Raw genomic sequence first — 16,921 nt, forward strand, 5'->3', positions numbered from 1 at the left:
TGCCAGGATCCGGCACGCAGTGCCGACGGGGTGACGACGGACGCGAGGAGACGCCATGAGCTTCGACCTGTTCACGACGGCCGAAGAACACGAGGAGCTGCGGGCGGCGGTGCGCGCCGTCGCCGACGACAAGATCGCCCCGCACGCGGCCGAGGTCGACGAGACGTCGTCCTTCCCCCAGGACGCCTACGACGCGCTGCGCGCCACCGACTTCCACGCCGCACACATCCCCGAGGCCTACGAGGGCGTCGGCGCCGACGCCCTCGCCACCTGCATCATCATCGAGGAGGTGGCGCGCGCCTGCGGATCGTCCTCGCTCATCCCCGCGGTGAACAAGCTCGGCACGATGCCGCTGATCCTCGGTGCCTCCGAGGAGGTCAAGCAGCGCTACCTGGCGCCGGTCGCGCGCGGCGAGGCGATGTTCTCCTACGGCCTGTCCGAGCGGGAGGCCGGATCCGACACGGCGAGCATGCGCACGCAGGCCCGGCGGGACGGCGACTCCTGGGTGCTGAACGGCCAGAAGTCGTGGATCACCAACGCCGGCGTCAGCGAGTACTACACGGTGATGGCGGTGACCGACCCGGACGGCAAGCGCGGCAGCAACGTCACCGCGTTCGTGCTGCACGCCGACGACGCCGGCTTCACCCTGGGCGAACCGGAGCGCAAGCTCGGCATCAAGGGCTCGCCCACCCGCGAGCTCTTCTTCGACGGGGTCCGCATCCCCGACGACCGCCGGGTGGGCGATGTCGGCGCCGGCCTGAAGATCGCCCTGCGCACCCTCGACCACACCCGCGTCACCATCGGCGCCCAGGCTGTCGGCATCGCCCAGGGCGCGCTCGACGCCGCGGTCGCCTACGTCAAGGAGCGCAAGCAGTTCGGCAAGTCCATTGCCGAGTTCCAGGGGCTCCAGTTCATGCTCGCCGACATGGGCATGAAGCTCGAGACCGCGCGCCAGATGGTCTACACCGCGGCCGCGAAGTCCGAACGCAACGACGCCGACCTCCCCTTCTTCGGCGCCGCCGCCAAGTGCTACGCCTCCGACGCCGCCATGGAGATCACCACCGACGCCGTCCAACTCCTCGGCGGCGCCGGCTACGTCAAGGACTTCCCGGTCGAGCGCATGATGCGCGACGCGAAGATCACCCAGATCTACGAGGGCACCAACCAGATCCAGCGCATGGTGATGGCTCGGCAGCTGCTGAAGTAGCGCGGCGCCGGCAGCCCCGGCCGCAGGCTCTTCGACGAGCTTGCGGCCGGGGCTGCCTCTGTCTCCGGGGTCCGGAAACGATTCCCCGTGGATTTCCGGCACACGCCCCGGTGTCGGCCGGCGACATTTTTCCGGGTGCTCCGGAAGAGGATCCGCTCAGGGGGTCACCAGGAAAGTCGTCCCGGGGGTATTCTCTCGCAATCGACGGCGCCAGAAGGGCCCGCCGTTGCCGGACGCGAATCCCTGAACCGAATACGCGGTGCCGGCAGGAACCGGGTTGGCGGCGTATTCCGGACCGCCGATGGGCCGAGTGGCGACGGTATTCCAGCGATGCCCGCTCCCTTCCGAGCGGCACTCGCATTCCGCACGCGCGCGGACCCGCGAAAGGGGCGCCGATGGAGGCCGAGGTACAGGAAGCTCAGGGCAGCGAAAGGCTGCACGGAGCGCTCCAGGATGCGGAACACCAAGGGCTGCGGAGGGCCCAGGTCGCGCAGCGATGGCGCAATGGCGCACGTGTGGCCGGAACCGGATCCCTTCTCCTCGCCGGAGCGGGCGCGGCAGCGGCAGCGCTCGCCCCGGCCGCAGCCCTGCTCGCGTACACCGCCGTCATGGCCGGCGGCGCGGGTGTGCTGGCTTCGCTGGCCGTCAGGCGTTCGGCGCGGTCGGAGCTGAGCGCCGGGGAGGAGCAGGCGGAGAATTCCCGGCAGGCGCGGGCCCTGCTCGACCAGGAGCACACCGCTGGCCGGCTGCCGGAGTCCGTTCGTGAGTACTTCTCCTCGTGGGACGCGACCGAACTGGAGAACGGGGCGGTCCTACGGCTAAGGGATTCGGACCGGAACGCCTCCGAGGCCGTCGAAGCGCGGTCGTACCGGGCCATGGCCGGACTCGCCGCAGCGGCTCTGGCGGCCATGGCGGCGGGAATCGGAGCCCTGGTGGGCTTCGGTGCAGCCGCGCTGGCGATCGGGGCGGTGGGCGCCGGCTCGGCGCTGCTCTCCCTGGCCTCTGGAATCCGTGCCCGGCGCCGATCCGCTCAGAACGCCGAAACCTGGGCGCACGTCGGGCTGCTGTGCTCGGAGATCTCGGCGCGCACCGCGGAGGACGCCCGCGCGCGCAGCGCCGCCGAAGCGCCCGCCCCCTTAGAGTACCCGCACCCCGGGCCAGCGCCCTCACTGGCCGGTCGTGCCCTGCGCGTCGGGGCACACATCGCGGTCGACCTCCTCCGCACCACTCCCAACAGCCGATACTCCGCGGTGAGAGCAGGCAGCAGGGCTGCGGGAACCGCCCTGACGGCCCGCCGCCGTCCGGGCGCCGCGCGCCCGCCCCGAACGGGGAAGGGCCGCGGCTGACGATCCGATTCCCGCCGCGCCTCCCGGCATGAAGCACCATCGGGGATTCCAGTGATTGGACGGAGACAATGAAGGAAGACGGAAGCAGGTCGAAGACCGAGGCCGTCCCGCCGGCGCAGCAGGGAACCGAAGCCCTCATCCTCGGACCAGAGAACCCTTTTACCGGGCTCGGGAAGGGAGACCGGACCACCAATCGGGAGCGAGCCGAACGAACCGCCAGGGGGCTGCGCGGAAGGTTGGACAACCTCGATAGGAAGGGGAAATCCCGCTAGGGGCAGGAATACTCCCCGCCCCTGCGGTGCGGCAGCGGGGGCGGGGGAATCTGGGTGAGCTGAGGAGGCAGTGTCTGCCGCGATCTCCCCTGTCAACCGCGGAACGGACAGCCGTCTCCCGCCTTCTCCCCCTCACCTCCGGCCAAAGCGGCCGCATGGCCCGAAGGCGGGGACTGCACGCCGCTGCCCCGTCGCCCCTGAGCAGCGGTGCGCGGAGCTACTTGGCCCGCGGGCGGCGCGGCGGGCCCGGCTGCCGGCGCGGCCGACTGCCTGATTCCGTTCGGCCCCCGGCCGGCCTGTTCGCGGAGGAAAGCGGGGGCGCCTGGTCATTGCCGACGACGGACCCTTCCGCGCCTCGCCCCGCCCGCGGGGCGAAGGGACTCTTGGCCGGTTTGACCTGCACCGCGCTCCGCTCCCCGGGCTCTTTGAGTCTGTGCTGCGCACGGTCAACCTTGAGCAGGCTCCCGTGGGCGAGCATCGAATGCAGGACCACGGAGTTCACGGCGTTCACCATCGAGAAGACGGCCATCCCGAGGCCGGCGCCCAGCGTGGCAATTCCGATGGCGAGCCCGCCCGCCGCCGGAGCGGCTGCGGCAGCAAGGATCAGCCCGATGGCCAGCACGGCGCCCCCGGCCCCCCGGACGGCGGTGCGGCGGCGCTGGGCGCGGTCGTGCATGTAGTCGCTCTGGGCCTGCACGTAGTCCCGGACCTTCGCGGTCGGCGCCCGCTTCACCTCGTCCGAGCGGAGTTCCTCGGCGAGAGTCCTCCCGGACGCCGCTCTCAGCTGCGCGGCGGCAGCCGACGCCGCCAGCACGGTCCCGGCCAGACCGGCGGCTGATGCCAGCCACACCCCGCCGTACTGCTGAAGCGCGTCAGGCGCACCGGCCCCGTACGCGGCAGAACCTCCCATCGCCGCAAAGGCGACGACCGCAATCCCACCTGACCAGTTGCGCACGCGGCGGTTCCCGGCGGAATCATTACTCCAATCCCTGGATATCACCTCCGATTCGCTGAGCTCAGCACTCATTCCATCCTCCATGATCGAAAAGCGAAGCGGTTCCCATTCAGCAGCCCTACTCCAGACCTGGAATCCGGCGCTCCCGGGGGGCGTTCTCCGGCATCCGTTCACCCCTGTTCGGGCGGGCAGCAGCCCGGACCCATCAGCCTGGCGAACGGAATACTACGTCACCGGACTGCTCTCCGTAATCCCGCCCGCGATTACCTCGGATGGTTCTTCGGAATGAGTACGGATCACCACTCGCCGGTGGCCGCGCGGAACACCGGACATTTACCGGGCCTTCCCACCCTCGCCACTCCCTGATCTACCACACGTTCCCTCTGGGACACGCCAACTGGGCCGCGCTCCCAGACGGAGCCTCCACGGCCCTTACTGCCATCCTGTTTGCAAGGACGAGATCAGCACCCTTTCTGCACGGGCTGCCACTGGCGAACGAGAGCGCACCCTACGAACTCCGCCGGGTCTGGCAGCGCCGATTTCCGACGGCCGCCGTGCTGGCGCCGCGAAATGGGGTAAGTGATTCGGCATCTTAAGCGCGGTGGTCCGACGCGTAATAGCGGAAGATGTCGCAGCAGTACTGGAACTCGCCCATGAGGCGCTGGGATTCGATGAGGAGAACGCCGTAGGGGAGGGTGAGGTCCTCGAAGTCGGGGGCGCCCTGCCGGCCGCGGTAGTCGGTCAGTTCGGAGCACCGCTGCTGGGCCTGTTCGCAGCGCTCGCCCAACTCGGTGGCCTGCTCCTCCAGGCGGTCCTCGTCGATCCGGCTGAAGGTGTCGGCGACTCCGCCGAGCGCCTCCAGGAAGTCGCCGTAGGAACGGAGGAAGCCCGTGTGGGTCGAGGCGCCCTCCCCGTCGGACCACAGGTAGAGCGCCCGCGCGAGTGAGCCCAGTTGCCGGACGGCCCGCCCGAGGCCGTCGATCAGCTGCTCGTAGCCGTCGAAGGACGCCTGCATCCGGTGCCGCGTCCAGAGCCGGGCCGGGTTGTACAGCCCGCTCTCCCGGGCCGTCTCCACCGAGGAGCGCGCCTGCGCCACGGTGGACTCGATCTGCTCGGAGCGGTTCCACCACCGCTGCGCGGTGTCCTCCTCCACGGCTCCCTCGCCCAGTGAGCGCCCGATGTCTCCCAGCAGGTCGCACACCGAGTGCGCCAGCTCGTTGACGCCCTTCTCGGCGCTGCGGTAGCGCAGCGGTGGAAAGACCACGACGTTGACGGCGATCCCGACGGCGCACCCCATCAGCACGAGCAGCAGGATCTCGCCGAGGGCTTCGAGCCGGCCGCTGAAGCCGCCCGCGGTGAGGAAGCTGGAGAAGGCGAAGATGGCCGCCGTTGCCACCTGGTTCGCCTGCGCACCGAGGAACCTCAACCGCCCCAGGCTCAGAGCGATGAGGGCGACCACCGCGAAGGTGAGGACGGTGGGTCCGATGGTGAAGGACAGGAAGGCCTGGACCCCGATCCCCAGCACGACGGCGCCCACGTAGCGCAGCGACTGGACCACCGAGCTGTACACGGTGACCTGCATGATCAGGATCGCGGTGAACGGAGCGAACGCCGCTGACTGCGCTCCGATCAGGCTGTTCGCGGCGAACCACGAGATCGACGCCGCCAGTGTGCTCTTCGCGATCAGCAGCAGCGTCCGCCGCTCGTAGCCGTCGCTGCCCCAGGCACGGGAGAACCACTCCCGTGCCGCTCTCAGGCGATTGCGCAGCATGCCCGCCCCCGGTGCGCTCGTCCGGCCTGCAGCCCCGCCGCCCGCCCAATGGACGGACCGGCGGAGGCTTCCGTGCTCACCGCAGAGCGCGGTTACCCGTCTTCCTCGCGCAGCGCGTTCTCCTCCGGAGCCGCCGCGGGGTCATCGGCCGTGCGCGGTGTCCCGCCGACGCCCCGCTCCTCGGGAAGGTCCTCCCCGTCAATCAGCGTCTCCGGCGGCCCGTCCGGCGCCGCAGCCCCGACCGCCCCGGGGGTATCGGGCTCGCCCCGGGCGAGCGCCTGGTCCAGGGGCTCCCCCGCCTCCCGCTCGGTGCCGGTGGACCCCACCTCGTCCATCCGGGTGGGCTGCTCCCGGTCCGGATCGGGCAGCGGCTGGTCCTCGGTCGCGTCCTCCTGGGCCGGCAGCCCGGCCTCCTCCCAGTCGCGCGCATCCGGATTCACCGGGTCCCCGCGCCGGTCATCCCCGTGAGTACTCATACAACCCATCCTCACCGCAGCAGCGGCTCCCATACATGCACGGCGCGCTGGATCACCGCTGAATCCGGCCGCCTCGGCCGCGCAACCAGCTGAGGGATCCCCCGGTTCGGGAGACCCGCCGGGACCCGGTCCTCCGCCGCCCGGCGATTCCGTCGGCGGCGGTCCGCGCCGAATCCGGCTGCCGGCCGGCCGCTGCCGAGGCAGGCAGCGCTGCGCCGCGCGCAGCCGGCTCCTTCGGGGCGGCCGGGCTCGGTGTGGCGCCCCGCCCGAACAGCTCCGCCTCTCGGCGCAGGAACCGCTCCGCGTTGGCGGAGGCGCGTGCCTCGGCGCGTTCGCTGCGCATGTCGCGGGCGGCCTCGAAGGATCGGAACGCCGAGTACAGTGCGCCCGCCCCGAGAATGACGAGCCCGATCGGCCCTCCGACGCCCAGGGCTGCCCCGGCCACCGCTGCGAGCGCGGCCAGGCCGAAGGCGCCGGAGACGGCGGCGTGCGTGCGTGCCTCGGCCCGCGAAGTGCGCGAAGCCGTGTACGCCACCTCGTACTCTCTGAGGCTTCGGGCAAAACTCTCCGGAGCCACCGGCTTCCGCTCCCGGAACTCCTCCAGGTACGCGCGCATGGCCTGTGCCGACCGTGCTTCCGACACTCCTTGCAGCGCTCGTGCCAGAAGCCCCGTAGCCGCAGCCCCCGCGAGCGAGGCCGCCCCCAGGCCCGCGGCCTGCCACACCCCGCTCCCGCCGACGGCGAGCCACGCGGACCCCGCCGCACCGACCAGCGCCAGGGCCGACCACCCCAGACCATCGCGCGCGCGTCCGCGCGCCCCGAATACGATGTCCTCTTGGTAAAGGTCCATTCGCGCAATCGCGTCATCGGCGGCCTGCATATCATCCACCACGGCTCTCGACTCCCAGAATTCGAACTTTCCTGGAAGGCTATTTGCCGCACCGCCCGATGGCGGATTCCGTTACCCGCGATTCCCCGCGATTTCATTCTACATTGTCGCCCGCCGCCACCCCCGGTTGAGCGATCACAACATACGCTCCCGCAGCGCTTCACCTGCGCCCATTTTTTCCATTCCCGCGCAGGCCGCCAGGGCGCCACTTTCGGGTTCTCTTCCCTCACGGAACAGGCCACGGAGGCGTCTTCTCCAGATCACCGCGGACGGCGGGGCAACGCCACCGTCTGTCATCCCCGGCCTCTGAAATCTGTGCCGCGCTGTTCGCCGAGCGACGGCCGACGGGGCACGTCCGCACCGCCGGCCCGTTTACCCGCCTCAGCGCCGGAGCGCCGCTCCACTGCTTCACCGACCGGCATGGCCGAACCGAGACCCGCCACGCCCCCTGACGCGGCAGCCGGCTCCGCAGCGGCCTCCAGCCCGGGCGCCTCAGCCCCACCTCGCGGAAGGGCAGATTCCACTCCCGGGATTTCAGGGGAGGCATGGTTATCTCGCCCCTCCATGCGAAGCCTCACCTCCGAGACACGGTCCACCCACTCCGCGACATCACTCAGTTCCGGGGCGCCCCCCGAGTCCATCTGGATTCTACCCGCTCGAAACGCCTCCAATTCTATTTCCGTAATCGTTTCTTCTTTCAGCTCCCTAGAACTCCGATCCCAAGCAATTCCGGTTTCAGGGTCAACGGAATGATTGATTACAAATGGACAGTTCTCAGGATGGAGAATCTCGGTTGTCGAGATATTCTGCCGTCGGGCATCGTCCAGAAGAATTTTCTCCACTTGGTCCAGATACTTTCCCGGAAGCCGAGCATTGTCACCGTGAGAGCCAGCTGGACTAATTCCAAGGACGATCGACCGGTAGTGTCGGGAGTCCCGCGAAAAGGAGTCTCCATGAATCCGTTCGTTCAATTGGACCGAGACCACGGCAAAATTCCTGACTCGCCTTATTCGGATCATCCCAGCGGGGATCCGGATTCGCCTGCGCAATGAAACGGGAGGGATAATCCTACGGTCCACCATGTAGTCGGGAAGGTTGGCATACTTCCCTTTGTCTTCGTAAGAGATGGACCCAAGGTTCTTTAGTTGCGGGATGAGTACCCAGCGATAGAAACTCGGCCGAAATGGAGATCTGGGGCCATAGCCGAGGTCGCCCAGGGCCGAAATCAGCGAGGCCTCGTCTACGCCCAGTTCCTGTCCAGAACCGTTCCCTGGAAAGAACTTGGAGAAAAGCGACTTCACTCTCTCCAGCAGGCGCGACGCGCCACTCGAACCGATTCTCTCCTTGGCGCCTAGGATTTCACTTCGACGCCTGGATAATTCCCTACCCCTGCGCCCTGACCGCTTCCTGATCCTCTTCCAGGTTTCAGTCCGGTCAAACCAGCCTTCTATGTTCCCGCTGTAGCACCGCCACCCCCCAGTCGGCTTCGGAAGGCCGACAATCCAACGCGATACCACTTCCCGGTCAACGAAGAAGTCGGCTTCTAATTCAAGGAAACGATCATTGGCAACAGTGCCTGAATACCGCCCATAGGTGCTCTCTACAATAGCCTCCAACTTCATATAGATTTCCCGGACTTCACTCTTCGGCAGGAATCCGGCCAGTAGCGAAGCGCAATCGATGGCATCCCTCAACTCCTGGACATGCTCCTCCCCCTCCTTCCCCAGCTCGATTTCCCTTTCGATGCGCTCCCTTTCGGACGGAAGCACCTCATGCGGGCGTTCCAGCTGGGAATAGGGAAAATCGCTCTCCTCGCCGCTGTCCGACCAGAACAGCCTCTTGCTGATCAACCGGGCTGGAGTATCAGGAGGAAGCCCCCACGCCACGGGGTTCCTTGCAATCCTTGTCCGTACACTCGGGACCCTGGATGAATTTTGGATCACTTCCGCAGACCGGGCTATCCCGAAAACGTCGACCCGGCTATCCGCCCGCACAGCGGCAACTACGTAGAGCCCGGGATTCTCCGGGACCTGCTGATACCGGAAGGCATCCCCTGCTACCCGTCTTAGCTCGTACCAGCGACCCTTGCGGAACCTGATCACCCCGTGCGAATCCCTGTTGTGCACTATGGATTGCACGGCATCTACCGCTTGATTGCGCTGCTCAAGCGTTAATCCAGACCATTCATTCCGGCACTCTGGACCAACCAGACTGATCCCCATCCGCTCCAAGTCAATTTCATCGAAATGCAATCCAGGCACCCGCAATCAAGGGAGAGACCATTCCGATCAGAAATCCGAAACGCACTTCCGAGCGAAGGGGCGATTCGGCTGGATCTCACAATCGGTTTCCCAATAGTGCCAACCGGGGGCAGAATTGAGAAGTGTCGCCGTGCGCCATCGACGAGTGGCGGGACATCACCCTGCCGCGGCAGCACCCTGCTGTGCCGACTGGTTGCGGGCGCAGGGCCACGCACTCCTGCCTGGCTCGCGGAGCCGCAGCTCCGGCGGAGCGTCAGGACGCCGGTTCGAAGGATTCTGCGATGGTGTCCAGGTGGGCGCGGTTGGCGTCCCAGGTGTCTTCGGGGGAGACGAGGAAGAGGGCGTAGCCCTTGTCTTCGGTGTGGAAGGCGCGGTTGACGGCGTGGCGGTCGTCGAAGGTGAACTCCCAGTCGGCGGCGCTGACGTAGGAGTCGGCCCAGTCGGCGTCGACCGCGGAGATGTCCTTCTTGCTGTAGCCGGAGAAGTTCTGCGAGATCGCGCCTTCCTGCTGCTCCCAGTCGCGCAGCGCGTCGTCGCCCGGGGAGTCGGTCTGGTCGATCTGCAGGTAGCCGCCGCCCGGGAGGTCGAAGAAGACGCTGGTGCCCTCCTGGCGGTCGTACTCCCAGCCCTCCGGGAGCTCCGCGGAGAAGCCGGTGGGGTCCTCGTAGCGCTCGACCGGTTCGGCGGGCTCGGTCTCCTCGTCCTCCGGGGCGTCGTCGGACTCGTCGCCGGCTCCGCCGCCGGAGGCGTCCTCCTCGTCGGCGGGCGGCGAGGACGCGGCGCTCTCGCCGCCAGCCGCCGGGCCGGCCTCGTCGCCCGTGCCGCCGTTCGCGCCGAACCAGAAGGCGAGGCCGACGGCCAGTACCAGCGCCAGGCATCCCGCGAGCACCAGCAGGGCCGCCTTTCCGCGGCCGGAGCGGGGCGCCTCGGCGGCCGCTGCCGGTCCCGGCGGCTGGTAGATCGGGCGCCCGCCGCCCGCACCGCCATCCGCTCCGCCGGCCGCGGCGACCGCGGTGGCTGCGCCCTTCTGCATCGCGTCGCGGTCGGCGCGCGCCTGCGCCGCTTCTGCCTGGGCCGACGCCTCCCGCAGCAGGCGGTGCGCCTCGGCGATGTCCGGGCGGGCCTGCGGGTCCTTGGTCAGCAGCGCCTGCAGCGGCTCGGTGAGCGCTCCGGCCGATGCGGGGGGCGGCACGTCCTCGCTGACGATCGCGGTCAGCGTGGCGACCGCGCTCTCCCTGCTGAACGGCACCGCGCCTTCCACCGCCTGGTACAGGGTGACGCCGAGCGACCACACGTCGGCCGCCGGGGTGACCGGCCGGCCGTGCGCCTGCTCGGGCGCGAGGTAGCCGGGGGAGCCGACGAGGAGGCCGGTCCGGGTGAGGTTGCTGGTGCCCTCCAGCCGCGCGATGCCGAAGTCGGTGAGGACCGCCCGGTCGCCGGCGGCGATGAGGACGTTGCCCGGCTTGATGTCGCGGTGCACGATCCCCTTGCCGTGCGCGATCGAGAGGGCCGTCGCCATCTGCACGCCGATCTTGGCGGCCCGCGCCGGCGCGAGCGGCCCGTCCTCCTTGATGACGTCGCCGAGCGAGCGCCCGTTGACGAGCTCCATCACGATCCACGGCCGGTCGTCGCTCTCCACCACGTCGTAGACGGTGATGATGGACGGGTGGCCGAGCCGCGCCGCGCTGCGGGCCTCCCGCAGCATGCGGGTGCGGAGGACCTCCACTTCCTGCTCCGGCAGCTGCGGTGAGATGAGGAGCTCCTTGACCGCCACCGGACGGTCGAGGAGTTCGTCCTGCCCCTTCCAGACGCGGCCCATTCCACCGGCACCGATGAGCTCGGTGAGGCGGTAGCGCCCGGACAGGAGGTGTCCGGGACCGATGTGCTCTGTACTCATTGGTGGGGATTCCTCGGGTCGGCGGGGGATGGGACGCGATCGGAGCGTTACCAAGGCGAGTCTAAATCCCCACCAACGCGTGGATAGACGACGGCGGCCGCCGCTTACCGATTCCCTACACGGCCTGCTCTACGCTGGCGCTCGTGACATGCCCGAAATGCCAAGGATTCCTGCAGACAGTCCAGCGCCAGGGGATTCACCTCGAGCAGTGCCAGGGCTGCCAGGGGATCTTCCTCGATCGCGGTGAGCTTGAGCAGATCATCGCCGCCGAAAAGCGCCACTACGGGGGCGGCGCACCGCCGTACGCCCCGGGTGGCCCGCACGCTGCCCCGCACGGCGGCCACGGCTACGCCGACTCGCCGCGGGGCTACCGCGGCGGGTACTCGGACTCGCCGCGCCCCTACGGCGGCCACGGCTACTCCGACTCGCCCCGGCCCTACGGCCAGCGCCGCCGCAAGAAGAGCTTCCTGGAGAACCTCTTCGATTGAACCCGCTGATCTGCGGGTCGTGCGGTGAGTACGACCCGGAGCCCGTCCGCGTGCCGGTCGGTCTGCACTGCCGCCACTGCGGCCGCGACCGCCCGTACCGGCGGGCTCCGCTCTATTGCGTCACCGGGCCCAGCGGCACCGGCAAGTCCACCGTGGGCCGGGTGCTGCTGGAGGCGCTGTCCGACCGGTTCGTCGTGCTGGAACAGGACGTGCTGTGGGTCGGCGCGCTCCGCGATCCCTCGGGAGACCAGCGGGCGTTCCGCTCGACGTGGCTGCGCACCGCCGCGATGATCCAGCAGAGCGGCCGTCCGGTGGTGCTCTGCGGCACCGTGGTGCCGCCCGAGTTCGAGCCGCTGCCCGAGCGCGCCCTCTTCTCCTCGATCCACTACCTGGCCCTGCGCTGCGACCCGGAGGTCCTCGCACCGCGGCTGCGCGCCCGCCCGGAATGGCGGCAGTGGGACGAGGCGCGCATCGCCGAGATGCTGGACTACGCCGCCTGGCTGGACGAGTGCGCCGCGGAACTGGATCCGCCGGTCACCCTCCTCGACACCACCTCGGCCGCCCCCGCGGAAACCGCGGAGGCCGTCCGCTCCTGGGTGGAGCGGACCGCCGCAGCCGGCGAACCGGCCGGCGCCGCCTGACCTGCAGGCCGCTCGGAGCCGGCTCTGCGCCCCTGGCCCCGCCCTGCACGCCGCCGCCGTGCACCGCTTCCGTGCCGCCGGCGGAACGCCGGCACCGCCATCGCCGGGCATCGGGCCGATGGGGCAGCCGGCCCCCAGAGCCGCCGCAGCGGCCACGGCCGGTACCGCGCCGGACGCGCAGAGGCGCAGGGCGTACCCGCGGCTCCCCCGTCGGACCGCCGCTGCGCCGCGTGCCGTGCTGCGCCTCCCGGATATCCCGGGACGCCCGGATGCGCTCCGCCCGCGCGAGCGGCCGGTTCCGCTCACACCGCCCCGGTCCGTCTCCTGCCGGGCTGTCCCGCCCCTCGCGGGGCCATGGGCGGCGGGGAGCGGCCCCCGCGGCACGGCCCCTCCCCCGTCGGAGAGGGGGAAGGGCCGTGCCGGGTCAGCCGAGGGCTTCGGTCGGCGGGAGCCGGGCCGCGCGGACTGCGGGCAGCAGCCCGGCCAGCGCACCGATCAGCACGGTGGCGGCGACCCCGCCGGCCAGCGCCCACGGGGGCACGGCAACCGTCCAGCCCTGGGCCAGCGCGTATCCGGCCGTGACGGCGGCTCCCAGGAGGGTGCCGGCCGCGCCGCCCAGGGCGGACAGCGCCACCGCCTCGACGAGGAACTGCGCCCGGATCTGCTGCCGCGTGGCACCGAGGGCGCGGCGCAGCCCGATCTCGCCCCTCCGCTCGAGGACGGAGATCACCATGGTGTTGGCGACCCCGACCCCGCCCACCAGGAGCGCCACTCCGCCCAGGCCCAGCAGCAGCCCGGAGAGCGTCCGGTCGGCCTCCTGCTGCGCGGCGAGCGCGTCGGAGGGCCGGGATACCGCCACGTCGCGCGGCTGCTCGGGGTGGGCGGTCCCCGGGAGCACCTCCCGGACGGACTGCAGCCGCTCGGGGTCGGCCCGCAGGTAGACCCGGGTGGGGTGGCCGGAGAAGCCCAGCTCCCGCTCTGCCGCCTCCCACCCGACCAGGGCCGCGGTGTCCAGCTCCGGGGCCAGTTCCACCCGGTCGAGGATGCCCACCACGCTGAAGTACTCGCCCCCGATCAGCACGCGCGTCTGGGGGGTGACCCGGGTGATGCCGAGCCGTTCCGCCGCAGTGGCGCCGAGGACGGTCGCGGGGTACTGCGCGGTCCCGCTGTTGAGCCACGCCCCCGCACTGGTGCGGGCGCGCAGCACGTCGGACAGGCCGGTGCCGGCGGCGTAGACGGTGAGGCCCCCGGACTCCTCCTCGGGGATCAGGTCGGAGCGGTAGACCGACGCGTCCTTCACCTCCCCCGTCTGGCCGACATCCAGGACCCCCGGGATCCTGGCGGCGCGGTCGGCCGCCTCGGGCGGCAGCCGCGCCTCCTCGCCGAAGAGCGTCTCGCCCGGTTCGGCGGTGACCAGGTTGGTGCCCAGCCGCTCCAGGCGCTCCTCCAGACCCGCGCGGCCCGAGGCGGAGATCCCGACGACGGCGACCATCGCCGCGATCCCGATCGCGATGCCGAGCGCGGAGAGCACCACCCGCAGCGGCCGGGCGCGGAGTCCCGCCAGCGCGGTGCCCGCCAGATCGCGCGGCGCCAGCCCGGACGGGCGGGGCGGAGGGCTCATCCGCGCACCTCCCCGGGGGAGCGCTCGTCCGCGGTGACCACGCCGTCGCGCACCCGCACCCGGCGGGGCAGCGCGGCCGCGAGCTCGGTGTCGTGGGTGATGACGACCACCGCGGTGCCCGCCGCGTTGAGTTCGCGCAGCAGCTCCACCACCGCGGCCCCGCTGGCGGTGTCCAGCGCTCCGGTGGGCTCGTCGGCGAGGAGCAGCGCCGGCTCGCCCACCAGCGCCCGCGCCACGGCCACCCGCTGCCGCTGGCCGCCGGAGAGCGCGCCGGGCCGGTGGGTGAGGCGGTCACCGAGACCCACCCGGTCCAGCGCCTCTGCCGCGCGCCGGCGCCGGATGCGCGCCGGCACTCCGGCATAGAGCAGCCCGTCAGCCACGTTGTCCCGGGCGCTGGCGCCGGGGTCCAGGTGGAACTGCTGGAAGACGAAGCCCAGCGACCGGGCGCGCAGGGCCGACCTCGCGTCGTCGCCCAGCGCACCCGCGTCGTGGCCGTCCACCCGCACGGTGCCCGCGGTCGGCACGTCGAGCATGCCGAGCAGGTGGAGCAGGGTGGACTTGCCCGAGCCCGAGGGGCCGACGATGGCGAGCAGCTCGCCGCGGCCGATCCGCAGATCCACCCCGTCCAGCGCCCGCACACCGCCGGGGTAGTGCCGGGCGGCCCCTTCCAGTTCGGCCGCAGGCACCTCCGCCGCGCCGCTCACTCCGGCACCACCACATCTGCTCCTTCTTCCACGTCTCCCTCGATCTCCACCAGTCCGCCGGCGAACATGCCGGTCTCCACCGCGACGTCGGCCACCTCGCCGCCGGGGCCCAGCACCGAGACCCCGTAGCCGCCGCCGGGCAGCGCGATCAGCGCACCGACCGGCACCGCGAGTACGTCCTCCCGGGTGTCCGTGCGGACCTCCACGTCCACCGGCGCCTGGTCCACGAACGCCTCGCCGAGGTCCTCCTCCGGCTCCACCTCGACCGGCAGCACCGGATCGGAATCGCCGCCCTCGCCCTCGCCGCCGTCCGGCTGCTCGGCGACGGTGCCGACCGCGGTGACGCTTCCGGCGACGCGCTCGCCGTCCGGGAGCACCAGTTCGACCTCGCCGCCGACCTCCACGAGTCCGCGGTCGGCCACGTCGACCTCCGCCCGCACGACCGGGTCGGTGGCCGCGGCCTCCAGCACCGGTTCCGACCCGCCGAGCCGCTGCCCCTTCTGCGCTTCGCGCCCGGAGACCAGCAGCGGACCGGGGGCGAACCAGATCCCGGCCGGGTCGGCCTCTCCGGTGGGTTCGGCGCCGGTGTCGCGCTGCCAGCGCTCGACGGCAGCCGCAGTCGCCCAGGTGTAGTGCTGGTCGGGGGTGAAGCCGGTGTAGCCGAGCTCGGCCAGGGCCTGCTCGAAGCGGCGCACGTCCTCGCCCCGGTCCCCGGGGGCGAGCGCGCGGTGCGCGGGCGTGTCTCCGCGGAGCAGCACCACGGGGCGGTCGTCCACCTCGTAGAGGACCTCGCCGGGGTCGACCGTGCTGCCCGTCTTCGGCAGCTCGGTCACCACCCCGTCGCCGCCGGCGAGCACGTCGCCGGCGCCGCGGTGGCCGAAGGTCCCGTCCAGGGTGGCGTGTTCGCTGAGGGTGGTGCGCGCGACCTCCGCGCTCGCCCCGGTACCGGCGGCGGACTCCTCCCCGGCACCGGATCCGGCCCGGTCGGCGAGGGCGACCGCGCCGCCCGCGGCGAGAAGTGCCGCGCCGGCCAGCACGGCCGCCGTGCGGCGGCCGGGCCGGCGGACACGCTGCAGGAGGCTCCTCACTGCCCGCCTCCGGCACCGGTGCGTCCCATGCTCTGGCCCCCGCACTCCTCCATGGCCTCCTCGATGCCGTCGGCATCGGCGGGCAGCGTCAGGCCCTCGTCCTTCTTCGGGTCCTCGACATCGATCCCCTCCCCGCGCAGGCAGTCCGCCAGTTCCAGATCGCGCTCGTGCATCTCGGCGGCCTCCTCCTCGGAGGGGGCGAACTCGTCCATCGGGACCTCCTTCTCGCACACCTCCATTGCCTTCTCGGTGGTGTCGTCCAGTTGCAGTTCGGCCGTCTCCTCCTTGCCGGGGTCGGCCATATCGACGCCGTTGTCCCGCATGCACTGGGAGAACTCCAGCTGGGCCGCTTCGATGCGCTCCTCCTCGGTCGCCCCGCCGCCAGCCTGGTCTGCACCGCCGCCGGCACCGCACCCGGAGAGCAGCCCGAGGGCCAGCAGCACTCCGGCGCCCCTGCGGAGTGCCGCACCCGTCGTCGCGTTCATCGCGCCTCCTCCTCGTCGCGCCCCGGCCGCCCGGCCGGGCTCCGCCATGCCACCGGCAGCGGGGTTAGCCCGCGGTTACCGCGCGACCGCGGACCGACTTAACCGCGGGCTAACCCGGGGGGAGTAGAAACGCAGGGATGTCGAGAGGACTGGGGACGCTCGGGTGAGGATCCTGATCGTGGAGGACACCGCGGCGCTGGCGGACATGCTGGCCGACGGGCTGCGCGGCGAGGGGATGGCGGTGGACGTCGCCTACGACGGCGACACCGGCCTGGAGATGGCGATGGTGCACGGCTACGACGTCGTCGTGCTCGACCGCGATCTGCCGCGCCGGCACGGCGACGAGGTGTGCGCACTGCTGAACGCCGACCCGGCGGTCGAGGCGCGCATTCTGATGCTCACCGCGTCCGGCGCGGTGGAGGACCGCGTCGAGGGGTTCGGCCTGGGCGCCGACGACTACCTCCCCAAGCCGTTCGCCTACCCGGAGCTGGTCGCGCGGGTGCGCGCACTGGCGCGCCGGTCCCGGCCGGCGCCGCCGCCGGTCCTGCGCCGGGCCGGCCTGGAGCTCGACCCGCACCGGCGCACCGCGGCGCGGGACGGGCAGCCGCTCGACCTCAGCCCCAAGGAGCTCGGTGTTCTGGAGGAGCTGCTGCTGGCCGACGGGGCCCCCGTCTCGCCGGTGCAGCTCACCGAGAAGGTGTGGGACGCCAACCTGGACATGGCGAGCGGGGTGCTGAAGGTGGTCGTGCACGGGCTCCGCCGCAAACTCGGCGACCCGCCGATGATCACCACCGTGATCGGGCACGGGTACCGGATCTGA

The 16,921-nt window shown here is 71.1% G+C and carries 15 protein-coding genes; 5 read left to right on the forward strand and 10 right to left on the reverse strand.

Translation table 11 applies throughout. From position 1 onward, the window contains the following. The first annotated feature begins 55 nt into the window (after nt 1-55). Both ACYVGT_RS11240 and ACYVGT_RS11245 read left to right on the forward strand, forming a co-directional pair. A complete protein-coding gene (locus tag ACYVGT_RS11240; protein ID WP_460856876.1) occupies nt 56-1,207 on the forward strand; it encodes an acyl-CoA dehydrogenase family protein in 1,152 nt (383 codons plus the stop codon). 515 nt (nt 1,208-1,722) lie between these two features. After that, the gene (locus ACYVGT_RS11245) at nt 1,723-2,553 is read left to right on the forward strand and encodes a hypothetical protein (protein ID WP_460856880.1); all 831 of its coding nucleotides are present in this window, start codon (nt 1,723-1,725) and stop codon (nt 2,551-2,553) included. Nucleotides 2,554-3,042: 489 nt separating this feature from the next. Here the strand turns inward: ACYVGT_RS11245 and ACYVGT_RS11250 are convergent, their stop codons facing one another. From ACYVGT_RS11250 to ACYVGT_RS11275, 6 genes are all read right to left on the reverse strand, one after another. Then, nucleotides 3,043-3,852 (reverse strand): hypothetical protein, encoded by an 810-nt coding sequence (locus ACYVGT_RS11250; protein ID WP_460856883.1) that lies wholly within the window; start codon nt 3,850-3,852, stop codon nt 3,043-3,045. 520 nt (nt 3,853-4,372) lie between these two features. Next, entirely contained in the window at nt 4,373-5,551 is a 1,179-nt protein-coding gene (locus tag ACYVGT_RS11255; RefSeq protein ID WP_460856886.1) for an FUSC family protein, read from the reverse strand. A gap of 92 nt (nt 5,552-5,643) precedes the next feature. After that, on the reverse strand, nt 5,644-6,027 hold the full coding sequence (locus ACYVGT_RS11260; protein WP_460856888.1) for a hypothetical protein: 384 nt from the start codon (nt 6,025-6,027) through the stop codon (nt 5,644-5,646). A gap of 52 nt (nt 6,028-6,079) precedes the next feature. Continuing rightward, a complete protein-coding gene (locus ACYVGT_RS11265) occupies nt 6,080-6,907 on the reverse strand; it encodes a hypothetical protein (protein WP_460856890.1) in 828 nt (275 codons plus the stop codon). Nucleotides 6,908-7,209: 302 nt separating this feature from the next. Continuing rightward, nucleotides 7,210-9,018 (reverse strand): hypothetical protein, encoded by a 1,809-nt coding sequence (locus ACYVGT_RS11270; RefSeq protein WP_460856892.1) that lies wholly within the window; start codon nt 9,016-9,018, stop codon nt 7,210-7,212. 412 nt (nt 9,019-9,430) lie between these two features. Beyond that, nucleotides 9,431-11,074, reverse strand: a complete 1,644-nt coding sequence (locus ACYVGT_RS11275; protein WP_460856894.1) for a serine/threonine-protein kinase — start codon at nt 11,072-11,074, stop codon at nt 9,431-9,433. Nucleotides 11,075-11,217: 143 nt separating this feature from the next. Between ACYVGT_RS11275 and ACYVGT_RS11280 the strand changes: the two genes are divergently transcribed. Then, complete coding sequence (locus ACYVGT_RS11280; protein ID WP_460856896.1) at nt 11,218-11,562, forward strand: TFIIB-type zinc ribbon-containing protein; 345 nt, start codon at nt 11,218-11,220, stop codon at nt 11,560-11,562. Further along, nucleotides 11,559-12,203: an AAA family ATPase gene (locus ACYVGT_RS11285; RefSeq protein ID WP_460856900.1), complete on the forward strand. Its 645-nt coding sequence runs from the start codon at nt 11,559-11,561 to the stop codon at nt 12,201-12,203. Before ACYVGT_RS11280 ends, ACYVGT_RS11285 begins: the two co-directional genes overlap by 4 nt. A 424-nt stretch (nt 12,204-12,627) precedes the next feature. Here ACYVGT_RS11285 and ACYVGT_RS11290 read toward each other — a convergent pair whose 3' ends face one another. From ACYVGT_RS11290 to ACYVGT_RS11305, 4 genes are read right to left on the reverse strand one after another with little or no spacing between them, the layout of a single operon-like run. Further along, nucleotides 12,628-13,824: an ABC transporter permease gene (locus ACYVGT_RS11290; protein ID WP_460856903.1), complete on the reverse strand. Its 1,197-nt coding sequence runs from the start codon at nt 13,822-13,824 to the stop codon at nt 12,628-12,630. Beyond that, nucleotides 13,821-14,528 carry an ABC transporter ATP-binding protein gene (locus tag ACYVGT_RS11295; protein WP_460856905.1) on the reverse strand — a complete coding sequence of 236 codons (708 nt, stop codon included), beginning with the start codon at nt 14,526-14,528 and terminating at the stop codon, nt 13,821-13,823. The genes ACYVGT_RS11290 and ACYVGT_RS11295 overlap by 4 nt, the downstream gene beginning before the upstream one ends. Then, on the reverse strand, nt 14,525-15,616 hold the full coding sequence (locus ACYVGT_RS11300) for a peptidoglycan-binding protein (RefSeq protein ID WP_460856907.1): 1,092 nt from the start codon (nt 15,614-15,616) through the stop codon (nt 14,525-14,527). The genes ACYVGT_RS11295 and ACYVGT_RS11300 overlap by 4 nt, the downstream gene beginning before the upstream one ends. Further along, complete coding sequence (locus ACYVGT_RS11305; RefSeq protein WP_460856910.1) at nt 15,613-16,101, reverse strand: hypothetical protein; 489 nt, start codon at nt 16,099-16,101, stop codon at nt 15,613-15,615. The genes ACYVGT_RS11300 and ACYVGT_RS11305 overlap by 4 nt, the downstream gene beginning before the upstream one ends. Nucleotides 16,102-16,264: 163 nt before the next feature. On the opposite strand from ACYVGT_RS11305, the gene ACYVGT_RS11310 reads away from it, so the two are divergent. Next, nucleotides 16,265-16,921, forward strand: coding sequence for a response regulator transcription factor (locus ACYVGT_RS11310; RefSeq protein ID WP_460856912.1), 657 nt, complete (start codon nt 16,265-16,267; stop codon nt 16,919-16,921).

This window comes from Nocardiopsis coralliicola, from assembly GCF_054779695.1.

Bases quoted from the DNA above. Each gene is read 5' to 3' on its own strand.
- ACYVGT_RS11240 (WP_460856876.1), top strand. From the start codon at position 56: ATGAGCTTCGACCTGTTCACGACGGCCGAAGAACACGAGGAGCTGCGG.
- ACYVGT_RS11250 (WP_460856883.1), bottom strand. From the start codon at position 3,852: ATGAGTGCTGAGCTCAGCGAATCGGAGGTGATATCCAGGGATTGGAGT.
- ACYVGT_RS11255 (WP_460856886.1), bottom strand. From the start codon at position 5,551: ATGCTGCGCAATCGCCTGAGAGCGGCACGGGAGTGGTTCTCCCGTGCC.
- ACYVGT_RS11260 (WP_460856888.1), bottom strand. From the start codon at position 6,027: ATGAGTACTCACGGGGATGACCGGCGCGGGGACCCGGTGAATCCGGAT.
- ACYVGT_RS11265 (WP_460856890.1), bottom strand. From the start codon at position 6,907: ATGCAGGCCGCCGATGACGCGATTGCGCGAATGGACCTTTACCAAGAG.
- ACYVGT_RS11275 (WP_460856894.1), bottom strand. From the start codon at position 11,074: ATGAGTACAGAGCACATCGGTCCCGGACACCTCCTGTCCGGGCGCTAC.
- ACYVGT_RS11290 (WP_460856903.1), bottom strand. From the start codon at position 13,824: ATGAGCCCTCCGCCCCGCCCGTCCGGGCTGGCGCCGCGCGATCTGGCG.
- ACYVGT_RS11305 (WP_460856910.1), bottom strand. From the start codon at position 16,101: ATGAACGCGACGACGGGTGCGGCACTCCGCAGGGGCGCCGGAGTGCTG.